Here is a 12,795-nt window from a genome sequence, read left to right on the forward strand (position 1 = left end):
TTCACTGCGGTACGGCGACCGGTTCGATTCGGACCGGCACGCCGTTGAGTACCGACATCCCCGCGAGAACCTCGAGGTCGCCGGGGCTGTTGGAGGTCAGCACGTTGACGCTGGCGCCGGGCGCAGAATTGGCGAGTTGCCATCCGCCCCGGTGCCCCCAGCCGTGCGGGACCGCAATCGTTCCCGGCTGCACCTCGTCGGTGACGAGCACTTCCGTCTCGATCGACCCGCTGGGCGAGGTGATCCGAACCTGGTCACCGTCGTAGAGACCGGCCTGCCGCGCGTCGACGACGTTGATCCGCGCACGATGCCGACGATTGCCCCTCATGAGGGTCGGGCTGTTGTGCATCCAGGAGTTCTGCGAGCGCAGCTCACGCAGGCCGATCAGACGCAGCGGGAACGCCGGGTCGGCCGGCTCTCGCGCACCGAGGCGCTCGACCTCGTCGAGGATCTGCGGCGGGTCCAACCACACCTTCTTGTCGGAATGCCGAACTACCTCACCGAGGAGGCCGGCCGGCGCATGCTCGGACACGACGATGCCGTGCGGGTTCTCGCGCAAACGCTTGGGGTTCAGCCCGCCCCTGCGCAATCCGAAGCGGTCGCCGTGAGGCCCCACACGCAGCAGCATCTCGATCATGCCGCGCGGGGTGACCCTGATGAGGCCGCGGCGGTCCAGCCACGCGAGGACGCCGTTGACCCGCTCGAGCGGGCCAGTTGCGAAAAGCGACAACCCCATTCGGCGGGCGATGTCGCGGTACACCTCCCACTCGGGGCGGGCCTCGCCATATGGCGCCACCACGGGCTCGGTGCCCTGCACGAATACCGTCGGCGAGCATGCGGCGAAACCGATTGGGAGGTCGTGCCGTTCGAGCATCGTCGTTGCCGGCAGCACGTAGTCGGCGTGCTTGTTGGTCTCGTTGACGTAGAAGTCGAAGGACACGCACAGGTCCAATTCGCCGATTGCCTCGGCCAGGGCGTCGCCGTTGGGCACCGACAACACCGGGTTTCCGGCAAGCACGAACAGTGCGCGCATCCGGCCGGCACCCGGCGTGGTGATCTCCTCGGCCATGACTGCCGCGGGGAAGGTTCCGTTGACATCGGGGAGGCCACCGATCCGAGATCGGGCGGTGTCGTAGGTGAGACGGTCGGCGCGCTCGGCGAACTCCTCCAACGGGATGACGCCGCGCGACAACAGCGTGCCACCGGGGCGGTCGAAGTTTCCGGTGACGAGGGTGAGCGCGTCGAGCAGGAAGCTCACGAGGGTTCCGTGCCGGCCGAGGCACGCGCCCGTGCGTCCGTATGCGGTCGCGGTAGGTGCGTTTGCGAAATCCCGGGCCAATGCGCGCAATTCGGCGGCAGGAACGCCGGTGTGCGCCTCGGTGCTTTCGGGCGTGAACGGGAGGCACAATTCGCGAAGTGTCGCCCCGCCACGTGCCTGCTGCTCTGTTGCGGTGGCGTCGTCGAGTCCTTGATCGAAAATGACCTGCAGCATCGACAGCAGGAGCCAGGCATCCGAGTCGGGTCGAACGGCGAGATGCTCGAAGGCGCGGGCGGTTTCGGTTCGCCGTGGATCGACGACGACTACTCGGCCACCGCGCCGGACGATGCCGCTCAGATCGTCCTTCATGCGGGGCGCGCGGACCGCGCTGCCGTGCGACACCAACGGGTTCGCGCCGAGCATGAACAGGAAGTCTGTCCGGGGCAGATCGGGGAACGGCAGTTGGCTGACGGCGCCGTACAGCAGCTTGCTGGCCACGAACCGGCTGTTGATGTCCTGGGATCCCGCCGAGTACAAGTGCTTCGACCCGATACGCGCCATGAACAGGCCCGGCCACAGGCCGGTCGCATAACTGAATGCAGCGGGATTACCGAAGTACTGGCCGACCGATTCGCCGCCGTGGGTGCCGATGATCGCAGCGAGCCGGGCCGCGATGTCGTCGAGCGCGTCGTCCCAACCGACAACGTCGAAGCCGCCGTCGGGCCGCCGGCGCAGCGGGTTCAGAACGCGATCGGGGTCGTTCTGGACATCGGTGAAAGCGACACCCTTGGGGCAGCAACGGCCCTTCGACAATGGGTTCTCCGGGTCGGGACGCAGCGATATCAGACGTTCGTTTTCGACAGTTGCGATCAATCCGCACAACGGTTCACAGATGCGGCAGTAGGTAACGCGTTGTTCGACGGTCATTTCTGTGGCTTTCGTGGTGAGCGCTGCGGGCGCTGAACCGGTTCGGGAGGCAGGCCGTGCTGGGCCTCGATACCTCTGAGCAACAAGGTGATTCGACGTTGAAAAGCTTCGTCCTCGAACGGGTCGTATCCGGCCTTGCCGATGGCGCGCAGCGTCGGGTAGTCCTCCGGGGCAGCTTGTGCGGTCAGCGAGAAGATGCGGGCGAACCAGGGCTGCCCCTTTTGGCGGTGCACGTACTCACGGTGAGCTTCGCTGACGGCGCCCAACGCCATTTCGACGACCGCGGAATACACGTCGAGGGCGTCGGCCGGTGCGAGGCCTTGCGCGTGCAGGCCGTCGAGCGCCTCGCCGACATTGGCCATTTCGCCGTCGTACTCGACACCATCGCTGATGAACTTCTCCAGCAGTGTCGGTTCGGCGACAAGCGCCGTCCGGATGTAGGACGCGTAGCTTCGCAGCCAGACCGCCCAGTGCTGTCCCTCGTAGCGCGGCGGGGGCGAGCTCTGCAAGGTGTGGCGGGCGACCAGGGCCAGCAACTCGTCCTGGTTCTTCACATGGTGATACAGGCCGGGCAGGCTGACACCGATGTGTTCGGCGACGCGGCGCATCGTGGCGTTCGTCGGCCCGATCTCGAGGACGGCCTGCGTGATCATTTGGATGTCGATTCGGCGCGGACGGCCGCGCTTCTGCGCCGGGACTTCCCGCATGTCGTTCAGCGTGACTCCTCGCGCAGGCCGCGGTACTCGCTGAGAACGGGCGCCAATTCGTCGGGCGTAGCGCCGTGCAGGATCACGCGGTCGGCGCCGTAGCCAATCTCTGCGCGGACGCGCTCTGCGCAATTGCGTGGGCTGCCGGTAGCGGCTGGTTCGAGCCATTCGGCCGGGATCAGTGTGGCGATGTGTTCGATCTGATCGGCAGTGGCTTTGCCGTCGATGCCACCGGCGATCGATTGCACAACCGCGTCGTCGCGAAAGCGTTGCAGCACAGCCGGGTCCCAGCCATTGGTGCGCACCATCAGATCGCCGTAGCCCTGCAGGTAGGTGGCGAGGCGCGCAACGGTCTTCTTCAGCCGCAGTTCCTCGGGCAGGTGATCGCCCACGGTCGCCAAACAGGACCACACTCGTACCTGGTCGGGATCGCGCCCCGCCTTCTCTGCGGATTCTTTGACCGTTCGCACGGACCGCTGCAACGTTTCAGGGGTGAAGTAGGTGTGCAGGATGACGTCGTCGAAGGCGCGCCCGCCGAGTTCCAGTGTCCGCGGGCCGAAAGCGACCAGGGCCAGCCGGATGTCCTCCTTGAAATCGCTGTCCAGGAACAGAATTGGATAGTGTCCGATCGGCCCGTTGTGTCCGACGATCGCCTCGCCGTGCCACAGCCGTCGCATAACCGAGGCGAAATCTTCCATTTGATCGGTGGTCACGGCCGGAATTCCGAATGCCGAATAGATTGCGCCGATACCGCGCCCGATGCCGAGGGTGAAGCGGCCGCCGGAAAGCCTGTGCAATGTCGTTGCCCACGAGGCGGTGATGAGTGGGTGACGTGTGTTGTGATTCGTCGCCGCGGTGGCGATTTGCATGCGCGAGGTGACCGCGCACGCGGCACCCGCCAGCGATGAGGCCTCCTTGATGTTCCAGCGCTCGGAGATGAACGCGGTGCCGAGGCCGAGTTCTTCTCCGCGCCGGGCCTCGGGGATCAAGCTCGCGGGACCGTCGCCGCCGGCCCCTGCGAGGAGGTAGAAGCCCAACTCCTCGAGAACGCCGGACGCTGGGGTGGGCTGGGTGACTGTCATGCGGTCAGGCCCCCGCACGTTCGCGGATCAGCGCCAGCGCGTCGTGCGCACGGATCGCATCACACCCGCGCGAAAGCATGGTGAGGACCATGTCGTCGCCTCGGTCCGTCGCCGCCGCAAAGGCGAAGCCGAGTGTGGTCAACAGCGGCACCTGCAGTAGTCCGATTCGGTAATCGGTCCAGCACTCGGCGTCGGAGTAGTCGTGGACACCGTGTGCCCGTAGTGCCTCGTAGTAGTGGGTGACGAGTTGTCGCTCGTAGCGGCCTCGCTGCTCGGGCGGCAGGCTGGTGGCGAGGAAATAGGACAGGTCCCGCGCAGGCAGCCCCACCGAGAGCGTCTGCCAATCCACGATGGTGACGGTGCCCCGATCCGAATCGAACATCATGTTGTCGAGCCGGTAATCACCGTGCAGCAGTGCGAAGCGATCGGGTTCGAGCAACAGCCATGGCTCCACGAGGTCGGCCGCTGCCAACAGGGTGTCGCGGTCAGCCGGAGTTATCTGCGCACCCAGCCGCTCGAGTGTTGTCTGTGTCGCAACGCGGGCCAATTCGCCCATCCCGTAGGCGATGTCGCGATCGGCCCGGGGCATTGTCGCGGCCGGAAAATGGAGCCAGGCCGGATCGCACCATCGGGGGCCGTGTAACCCCGCGAGCGCCGCCACGGCCAACCGGGCCAGCGCAGGATCGCAGCCTGCGAGCTGATCGCCTTGCGCCGCGGGAGCGAGGTCGCTCATCACCAGAACGAAATCTGCACCATCGCGGGCGATTTCGCAGTGGTACACGTTGGGCAATGGCACCGCGACAGTGTGCGCGACATCGCGGTAGAACCCGTGCTCGGCGCGATAGCCGAGGGCGACGCGTTCCCGGACGGACTCATCCTGGGAAGGCAGCTTCACGATGACGGTCTCGGGCAGATCCGTCGCTGGGCTGCCGTATCGCAGATGCGCACGGTAGGTCGCGCCGGTCTGGCCGGTGCCGACGGGTTCGACGGTGACCGCCTCGACGGGAGTACCGAGGACTGACGCCAGCCACGGCGCCGTGACGTCGGCAGGGCCGTGCGGGAGCGTGTGCGTGACCGGCATTCGTCCGTTCAACTCCTTGTGACCTGGGTCATATCAAGTGAATTTCGATAATATGTATCAAAATCCAGCCCAGGTCAAGAGTCGCGCCAATCCGGTTTGTGCCGACCCTGCGGACGACGATGGCCGCCCCGCAACAAGCAGGGCGGCCATCGTGGACAGTCGAGCGGGACTCAGTAGCTGGCGTTTCTACCGCCAAATACCCCGGTCATCCCACTGGCCGGGCGGTACTCCGAAGAGTTTCATCAGTTGCCCCGGCGGGATTCCAAGCAACTGGCCCAGATGTCCGGGCGACAGATTCAGGTCCGCACTCGAGTTCGGAACATTCGGCCACACTCTCACGGGGTCGGCCTGGGCCGCCCCGGCGCCAAACCCCAAGGCGGCAGCCCCCAACGCGCCGGCCACTACGGTTGTTCCTAGCGTTTTCTTCAGCTTCACAGGGCTCATTCCTTCCGCAATCTTCCCCGGATCCCACCTTAGGAGTTACCGGCGGTTGTCACCGATCCATTCATCCGTCTACCCAGTGCGGGGGTGCCGAAACCTTGACGCTTGACCACCGGTGACCGTGCCTTCATGCTTTGGACGCGCGCGTCGGGAGCGGTAGGTACCTGCTTTGACTACAGACAGGGGACCCTGATGGCCGAGGGAGCACCGTTGCGAGTGGTCGTCTGGTCCACCGGAGGAATCGGGTCGATCGCGGTGCGTGCTGTCGCCGAGAATCCGAGCACCGACCTCGTCGGGGTGTGGGTGCATTCGGCCGACAAAGCGGGCCGCGACGCTGGTGAGATCGTCGGAATCGGCCCGATCGGGGTAACCGCCACCACCGATGTCGACGAGCTCATCGCGCTACATCCCGACTGCGTCGTTTATGCCGCGAGCGGGCCGGAGCGCGACGCGGCTGCCGTGCCGGACTATGTCCGGTTGTTGGAAGCCGGTATCAACGTTGTCACCACGACCGTCAACCGGCTGATCTACCCGCCCGGTTTCGAACCGGACATTTGGCGAAACCAGTTGGCGGAGGCAGCTCAGGTCGGCGGGGTGTCGCTGTATGCGAGTGGCATCGAACCTGGCTTCGCCGCAGACCATCTCGTGCTGATGCTCGCAACGCAGTCCAAGTCGATCCGCACTATCAGCGCGAGCGAGATCGCGTTGTACGACGACTATCCGGTGGCAGAAACGATGATGGACGCCATGGGATTCGGCCGGCCGCTCGATTACATGCCGGCGCTCGCGTATCCGGGAACCATCGCGTTTCAGTGGGGTCCGGGGCTTCGGCTGATCGCGCACGGTCTGGGGTTACAGATCGACGAAATCCGGGAGACCTTCGACAGGGTTCCCACCGACCGCGATCTGCACGTGGCATTCGGTACCGCCGAGGCCGGCACGTGCGGGGCGCTGCGCACCCGAGCCACCGCGGTCATCGACGGCCGGGAAGCGATCACGATCGAGCACGTGAACCGGCTGGCACCCGATCTCGGCGTGGAATGGGCTGAGCCCCTGGATAATCCGGTGTACCGGATCCGCATCGAGGGCGAGCCGGATATCGCGTGCGACATGACTGCGTCCCTGCGCGATCCGAAGGCGTCTGGATCTGTGATGGATGGCGGGGCCGGCGCAATGGTGTCGACGGCGATGCGTGTAGTCAATGCCATCCCCTACGTGGTCGAGGCAAAGCCGGGCCTGGTGAGCGCGCTCGACCTCCCGCTCACGCTTCCCCGCAACGTGTTGCGCTAATTGGGCGACGAACCTTTCATCATGTTCAATGGCTTGCCAGATCCAGCCCTTTCCGGCGCCGCGGATACGGGAGTGACACCGAAACGACCTCATCCGCATCCCGTCAGTTGTCTCGCGAAACCCCACGGTTGACCGCCGTACAAAGGGACCGTAGCTAGAGAGGGAGAATCGCAAGTACTGGCGGGGATTTCGCCACAACGGGCTCTTTCGTCATGCTCAGCGGATTCGCGGGAGATACCGTCAGTTCGCCTTCACCACGCGTTGATGTTCGCCTGTTTTGCCCAACGCAGGTGAACAATTCAGCCTCTACCTGAGGATTGCCTCAAGGACAGTTCCTGATGTTCGCCCGGTGATGCGCGAATAGATGGCGAATGCCTGTCGCTCTGAGAGGCTTGCGACGATGTCGCACGCGAGGCGCACGTACGCAGCCTCCGCCGTCTCGTGCGCGTCCATCCGCGCCTCGTCCTCACGATACGATCTTGCCCAGGAAGGTAGTGCATGCGGATTGCTGGTGACCTGATCACGGTAGTAGTTGAAAAGGCATCGCACGAGTTCCCGCTGGCCGCGTTGTTGCGCAGCGAGGGCTGGTGATTCGATGACATAAGTCCACGCGAAGCTCTTGAGAAGGTTGATTTCGCGCCGCATGTCCGGATCCTCCACTAGCCCACCATCGGGCGCCTTCGTTAACCCGGTCATGTAGAGATTGATCTTGCTCGGAATGAGGTTGTTCATCGCGCCTCGAGTTGTCGCTTCAACCCATGGCTCCGTGGGGAACTCGCTGAATAGTGTTTCGGCGGTCGCCTCATACTCAGCGCTATCGAATGGGCGCCCTTCCTTGGTCCATCTTGTGAAAGTTCTATCGAGAAAACGGGATTGTTCCTGGTCGGCCCCTTCACCACGCGCGAGCCTGTCGAGTGGAATTAGTCCGACTCGGAAGAAATCATCAACGTCATGTAACGCGTACGCGACGTCATCTGCCCAGTCCATGATCATTGCTTCGGGTGTCTGGACCCCAAGTGCATCGGCCGGAATCCCTTGTCGTGTCCAGTTGAAATATTCTTCGTCGGGATCGTCGAACGTCCCATATTTCCTATGGTGATATCCCGACGTGGACCGCGGCCAGGGATATTTCGACAAAGCTTGAAGTCCCGCTCGGGTCAGATCCAATCCATGGTGGCTTTCCGAGCGGTGTGCAAGGCTCGTTACGATGCGAAAGGATTGCGGATTTCCCTCGAATCCGGCTGGCAAGTGCGCGTCCCGTACGAGTTCGTCCAACTCCTCTTCGGCTACATGCCCGAATGGAGGGTGGCCCAAATCATGTGCCAGTGCAGCTGTCTCGACGATGTCGGGGTCTACCCGGGTTGCCAGATCCGCGTCGTCTGCAATGAGTCGCTCGGCCAATCGGCGCGCGACCTGAGCAACTTCCAGAGTGTGCGTCAGGCGATTGTGGAACAGCTCAGTTTCGTGGCTGCCAACGACCTGGGTGACCTCCGCTAGCCGCCGGAATTGGGGGCAGTACAAGACGCGGTCACGGTCCCGTTGGCCCGGTGTCCGAGGGTCAGGTGGTGTCTTGGCGCCATCTGATGAGTACTTCCGCGCGAACCTGTTATTGGCGCCGCCGGAAGTGGGTGCGCTCAAAAGCGTTGCGGCTAGACGCGGTCGAGGCGACCGTTCGCTGCGCGCGTGATCCGGTTCTCCGAGATCAGTTGCCAGTACGCCTCTCTCACTACGGATGGCGGCCGCTTTGCTGACACTGCGCGAATAACTGCGACTGCCGTCGCGTCATCGCCTTTCTCTGCGACCGTCTCCAAGATGTCGTTCTCGGTGTCCTGGAGCAAGTCGGTGCCAGCAGCCATTTCGATCCCTTTCGCTCCGGATGTCTTGATGTCGTCATTCTGCACGAGAACACTGACATCGTGCCGGGAAATCCGTCGGTGTGTCGAATGGCGACCGTGTCAGGGCGCCTGGCCTGGGGAAACTCGGTGGCCAGCCCACTGGCAACGGGCGTTGTCGACTTCGGGGCGCACGGCGCCGGTGGCGACGACATGTGGACCCAGGCTTTCCGCTCTGCCTAAACTCGGCTTTGACACTACGCCCGGGCAGCCGCCACGCCATGACAACAACCCGATGGTCATGGTGCCCGTGGGAGGTGTGTCTCACTCCGTTCCGGCAAGCCGCCATCGACGTCAAGGAGACGGATGACCTCGGGCTCCGGCGAAGCGCCATCGGTCCAATCGCCTGTCGGAGCTCCGCACGACTGCACGGTGCTGATGTCGGATGATGCCAAACTGGCTTGCGGGTCTTGCGGCAGCCAATCTCCGGTGCGAGCCTTCTACAGGCGTCGAGGCCGCCCTAGCTGTCGGACGGGATTGATGTCATGTTGGTCAGCGCGCCACCGAGATCGGGCCCTGCTGTTGGGGCCGCCACGGAACCTGCTTGCGACATGACCTGTTCCGCAACGCGTTCGAGATAGGGCCATGCCATCTCCGGCGGGAGCCCGCCGCACAGCGGCGAGAGGGTGAGCATCTGTCCGGCGGCCACCCGCTCGATTGCCTCGGGAACCGTGAAGATGCGGTGCGAGGACGAAGTCTCGCGGAGTTCCTCAACTGTCCGGGCCACCGAGATGCCCGCGGACGTCGTGTTGTCCGGATTCCATTCGGCGTAGCACTGCGCGTCATGGAGTAGATAAGGCCCAATCTCGTCCCATGCCTGATCAATGTCCTCGGCGACGAAGCTGACCGACGGTGTATCGCGCGGTGGGAGCAAGGTGATCCCGGGCTGGTGCCCGTGCTCGCTGCACGACTGTTCGTATTCCTCCTGCATGCCGGGAACACTGGCTTGCGCAAGGAAACTCAGCCCGTAGCGGCCGGCCCGCCGAGCCGCCGCCAGGCTGCCGCCGCCCCACATGAGCATGGGACCGCCGGGGGTGAAGGGGCTCGGCGTGGCGTGGATACGGCGGCCGTCCAGTTCGACGACCTCCCCGGCGAGCAAGCGGCGAAGCAGCGAGACGTTCACGTCGGCAATGCGTCCGCGCTGCCGGACGTCCTTGCCGAAGTGCTCGAATTCCTCCGGGCGGTACCCGAGGCCCAGGGTGATCGACGTGCGCCCGCGGCTGATGAGATCCACCACCGCAATCTCTTCGGCGAGGCGAACGGGTTCGTAGAACGGAACGATGACGATCGCGTTGATGGCGAGCGATCGGGTCCGGGCAGCGATGGCCGCGGAAAGGATCAACGGTGTCGGAAGGTACCCATCCGGGCTGGCATGGTGTTCGCACACAACCGCGGCAATGCAGCCGTGTTCCTCTGCCCAACCGGACATGTCGAGTGCGGCTTGGTAGAGATCGGCCGCGGGGGCGCCGACGGATGGGGCGCGCATATCGAATCGCAGCGAGAACACGTTGCTCCTCAGCTAATTGGGCACATTTGCGGGATAAGTCACCAGGCGATGGGCAGTTCGCGCACGCCGTAAATCTCCTTGCCGCCGTGGTACTCGAGCTTTTCCGGCGCAGTTGTCATGCGAAGCCCGGGCAGTCGTCGGGCCAACGTGGCGAACGCGATCTGCATTTCGGCACGCGCGAGGTTCGCCCCGAGGCATTGATGCACGCCGTATCCGAAGCCGAGATGTCCGCGGATATTCCGCTCGATATCGAACTGCTCGGGCCGCTCGGCGAATTCGGGGTCCCAGTTGCCGGCGGGCAGGTTGAACAGCATGACCTCACCGGCGCGGATCAACTGCCCGCCGATGGTGACGTCCTCGCGCGCGACGCGGTCCACCAGGCTGTGTACGACGGTGAGGTACCGCATCAGCTCGTCGACCACATTCGCGACCAGTGCGGGATCCTCGTTGTCGCACAACTGGTTCCAGACGTCCGGGTGCTCGAGCAGGCACACTGTTCCCAACGCGATCATGCTTGCGGTGGTCTCGTGGCCGGCGGAAAGCATGATGAGCGCGGTCATCGTCACCGTTGCATGGCTGACCTCCCCGGTAGCGACGTGGTCGGTGACCAGTCGGCTCAGCAGATCATCGCCTGGTTCGCGTTGTTTGCGTTCCACCAGTTCGGAGAGGTACGCCAGCAGTGCAGCGCTGGCCGCCCACTGCGATTCCATGCCGGCAGCCGCGTCGAGAGTCTTGGCGCTGAGCTCTTCGAATAGCTTGTGATCCGCGTACGGCACGCCGAGGAGTTCGCAGATCACCGAGGAGGGCAGGGGTAATGCGAAGTCCCGTACCAGATCGGCGGGCGACCCCTTCGCGATCATGTTGTCGAGAAGTCCGTCCACCTTTTCCTGGATGTAGGGCCGCATCGCATCGACTCGTCTGGCAGTGAAGTCGCTGGTCATCATGCGACGCAGGCGATTGTGTTCGGGATCGTCCATTCGCGGAAAAATCAGCGGCAGGTCGTCGCCCACAGGCTGCGCGCCGAACGTGTTGAGGTCCGCGCTGACTCGAGGGTCGGTCAGTGCCGCTCGAATGTCCTGATAGCGGCTGATTACCCACACCGGTTCGCCCCGCCAGGACGCGCGTTGCAACCCGTCGGACTCGCGCCAATCGGCGAAAGCGGCCGGCGGGTGCAGGGGGCAATGCGCATCGCGCTGCACCGGCATCGCGGGTAGTTCGTGGTGCTCACCGCTTGTGGAGGTCGTCATCGCCGCTCCGTCCCGAGAACGCACAGTTGGCCATAACCGACAGTTGGGCTGTCAATTCGGTCCGACTGTAGGACGCCAAGAAGTGACAGTCAACCTGTCACTTAGTATTCTGATCGGGTGTCGACCTTTGCGGATCGGGGATTGCGCGCTGACGCTGCGCGAAACGCGGAACGCATTGTGGCCGCGGCCCGAAGTGTCTACGCCGAGGTTGGCCCCGACGCCTCGCCCGAGGCGATCGCAGCCGCCGCAGGTGTGGGCGAACGGACGCTGTATCGGCGGTTTCCCACCAAGGCAGACCTGCTGCGCGCGGCGCTCGACAGTGTCGCCGAGGAACTCGATCCCACGATCGAGAAGGCTCGAGCTGACGAGAATCCGGTCCGCGCGATCGCGGACATCCTCGAGGCCGCGATAGCCCTGGCCGCCCGCGAACACAACATTCTGGCCGCCGCCCGGCGGCTGGGATCGCTGACCGACGACTATCCGACGCACCTCTACGAGACGCTGTACGACCTCACGCGCCGCGGACAGCGGGCCGGCCTCATCAACCCCGACATCGTCGCCGAAGACCTGCCACGGATCATCGGCATGCTGCACGGTGTGCTGCCGACCATGGACACGAAGGGCGACGGCTGGCGCCGCTACGTCACTCTCATCCTCAACGCGATGACCACCGGCGAACCGAGCAAGCTGCCACCGGCAAGCCCGATTTCCTATGCGGCAGAGCTGGATCGGTGGCCGAGCTAGCGGGCCGTCAAGGCATCTTGATCGCGGAGGCGTAGAACTCGACGAACGTGCGGTAGAGGTCGATGTCGTTGAGCTGACTGTTGAGTTCGACCGAATCGGTGCTCGCGATAATCGCGTGCGCGAAAGTTGTCGGAGAGATCAGCAGCGTTCCGCCGAGTCGGTCGATCCCCTCGACAATGAACTTCGCCAGCGCCTCGACGACCTCTGCTCGCCTGGCCTCGACGCGTTCCCGGGCCTCGGGGTTCCGCAAGAGGTAGAGGTTGAACTCGAGCCCCAGCGCGGCGGTCTCGGGCCCCCGGTCATGGCTCAATTGGCGCCACCGTTCGGCGATCTCTTCGATCTCGCGCGCCCCGAACTCCGTTTCGGATGCCATCACCTCGGCGAATTTGTCGAAGTAGCTACGCCAGTACCGGTCGCTCACGGCAAGGAACAAGTCCTCCTTCGTAGCGAAGTACTTGTAAATCGCGCCTTTGGAGTAGCCGGCGGCGTTGGCGATGTCCTCCAAGGTGGCCGCGACGAATCCCTTTTCCGCGAACACTTGCTCCGCGGCGTCCACGAGGAGCCCGCGTGTGCGCTCGAGGCGTCGCTGTCGCGTCCATGACTCAACCACGAGGCAAAT

The 12,795-nt window shown here is 64.3% G+C and carries 12 protein-coding genes; 3 read left to right on the forward strand and 9 right to left on the reverse strand.

The genetic code is table 11. The features are described from left to right. Position 1: 1 nt before the first annotated feature. Genes A8G08_RS03455 through A8G08_RS03470 form a run of 4 tightly spaced genes read right to left on the reverse strand, consistent with a single transcriptional unit; the run spans position 2 to position 5,055 of the window. On the reverse strand, positions 2-2,185 hold the full coding sequence (locus A8G08_RS03455) for a molybdopterin-containing oxidoreductase family protein (protein WP_068270181.1): 2,184 nt from the start codon (positions 2,183-2,185) through the stop codon (positions 2-4). Beyond that, entirely contained in the window at positions 2,182-2,892 is a 711-nt protein-coding gene (locus A8G08_RS03460; RefSeq protein ID WP_068270182.1) for a TetR/AcrR family transcriptional regulator C-terminal domain-containing protein, read from the reverse strand. Before A8G08_RS03460 ends, A8G08_RS03455 begins: the two co-directional genes overlap by 4 nt. A gap of 5 nt (positions 2,893-2,897) precedes the next feature. Then, the gene (locus A8G08_RS03465) at positions 2,898-3,974 is read right to left on the reverse strand and encodes a TIGR03857 family LLM class F420-dependent oxidoreductase (protein ID WP_068270184.1); all 1,077 of its coding nucleotides are present in this window, start codon (positions 3,972-3,974) and stop codon (positions 2,898-2,900) included. Between the two features lie 4 nt (positions 3,975-3,978). Continuing rightward, the gene (locus tag A8G08_RS03470) at positions 3,979-5,055 is read right to left on the reverse strand and encodes a phosphotransferase family protein (protein WP_068270272.1); all 1,077 of its coding nucleotides are present in this window, start codon (positions 5,053-5,055) and stop codon (positions 3,979-3,981) included. A gap of 633 nt (positions 5,056-5,688) precedes the next feature. Between A8G08_RS03470 and A8G08_RS03475 the strand changes: the two genes are divergently transcribed. Next, positions 5,689-6,786 carry an NAD(P)H-dependent amine dehydrogenase family protein gene (locus A8G08_RS03475; RefSeq protein ID WP_068270186.1) on the forward strand — a complete coding sequence of 366 codons (1,098 nt, stop codon included), beginning with the start codon at positions 5,689-5,691 and terminating at the stop codon, positions 6,784-6,786. Positions 6,787-7,092: 306 nt separating this feature from the next. Here the strand turns inward: A8G08_RS03475 and A8G08_RS03480 are convergent, their stop codons facing one another. Then, on the reverse strand, positions 7,093-8,424 hold the full coding sequence (locus A8G08_RS03480; protein ID WP_068270189.1) for a deoxyguanosinetriphosphate triphosphohydrolase family protein: 1,332 nt from the start codon (positions 8,422-8,424) through the stop codon (positions 7,093-7,095). 11 nt (positions 8,425-8,435) lie between these two features. Beyond that, positions 8,436-8,687, reverse strand: coding sequence for a hypothetical protein (locus tag A8G08_RS03485; RefSeq protein WP_068270192.1), 252 nt, complete (start codon positions 8,685-8,687; stop codon positions 8,436-8,438). 42 nt (positions 8,688-8,729) lie between these two features. Here A8G08_RS03485 and A8G08_RS28220 point away from each other — a divergent pair, with 42 nt between their 5' ends. Next, positions 8,730-8,861 carry a hypothetical protein gene (locus tag A8G08_RS28220; RefSeq protein WP_281182113.1) on the forward strand — a complete coding sequence of 44 codons (132 nt, stop codon included), beginning with the start codon at positions 8,730-8,732 and terminating at the stop codon, positions 8,859-8,861. Positions 8,862-9,138: 277 nt separating this feature from the next. Here A8G08_RS28220 and A8G08_RS03490 read toward each other — a convergent pair whose 3' ends face one another. Together A8G08_RS03490 and A8G08_RS03495 are read right to left on the reverse strand one after the other, a co-directional pair. Beyond that, positions 9,139-10,185, reverse strand: coding sequence for an LLM class flavin-dependent oxidoreductase (locus A8G08_RS03490; protein ID WP_068270195.1), 1,047 nt, complete (start codon positions 10,183-10,185; stop codon positions 9,139-9,141). A 38-nt stretch (positions 10,186-10,223) separates the two neighbouring features. Then, positions 10,224-11,432 (reverse strand): cytochrome P450, encoded by a 1,209-nt coding sequence (locus A8G08_RS03495; RefSeq protein WP_068270275.1) that lies wholly within the window; start codon positions 11,430-11,432, stop codon positions 10,224-10,226. Positions 11,433-11,549: 117 nt separating this feature from the next. On the opposite strand from A8G08_RS03495, the gene A8G08_RS03500 reads away from it, so the two are divergent. Continuing rightward, positions 11,550-12,176, forward strand: coding sequence for a TetR/AcrR family transcriptional regulator (locus A8G08_RS03500; protein WP_068270198.1), 627 nt, complete (start codon positions 11,550-11,552; stop codon positions 12,174-12,176). Between the two features lie 7 nt (positions 12,177-12,183). On the opposite strand, the gene A8G08_RS03505 is transcribed toward A8G08_RS03500, so the two are convergent. Beyond that, positions 12,184-12,786: a TetR/AcrR family transcriptional regulator gene (locus A8G08_RS03505; protein ID WP_068270200.1), complete on the reverse strand. Its 603-nt coding sequence runs from the start codon at positions 12,784-12,786 to the stop codon at positions 12,184-12,186. Positions 12,787-12,795: the final 9 nt, after the last annotated feature.

This window comes from Aldersonia kunmingensis (assembly GCF_001646865.1).
GTDB lineage: Bacteria > Actinomycetota > Actinomycetes > Mycobacteriales > Mycobacteriaceae > Aldersonia > Aldersonia kunmingensis.

Bases quoted from the DNA above. Each gene is read 5' to 3' on its own strand.
- A8G08_RS03495 (WP_068270275.1), bottom strand. From the start codon at position 11,432: ATGACGACCTCCACAAGCGGTGAGCACCACGAACTACCCGCGATGCCG.
- A8G08_RS03465 (WP_068270184.1), bottom strand. From the start codon at position 3,974: ATGACAGTCACCCAGCCCACCCCAGCGTCCGGCGTTCTCGAGGAGTTG.
- A8G08_RS03475 (WP_068270186.1), top strand. From the start codon at position 5,689: ATGGCCGAGGGAGCACCGTTGCGAGTGGTCGTCTGGTCCACCGGAGGA.
- A8G08_RS03455 (WP_068270181.1), bottom strand. From the start codon at position 2,185: ATGACCGTCGAACAACGCGTTACCTACTGCCGCATCTGTGAACCGTTG.
- A8G08_RS28220 (WP_281182113.1), top strand. From the start codon at position 8,730: ATGGCGACCGTGTCAGGGCGCCTGGCCTGGGGAAACTCGGTGGCCAGC.
- A8G08_RS03470 (WP_068270272.1), bottom strand. From the start codon at position 5,055: ATGCCGGTCACGCACACGCTCCCGCACGGCCCTGCCGACGTCACGGCG.
- A8G08_RS03460 (WP_068270182.1), bottom strand. From the start codon at position 2,892: ATGCGGGAAGTCCCGGCGCAGAAGCGCGGCCGTCCGCGCCGAATCGAC.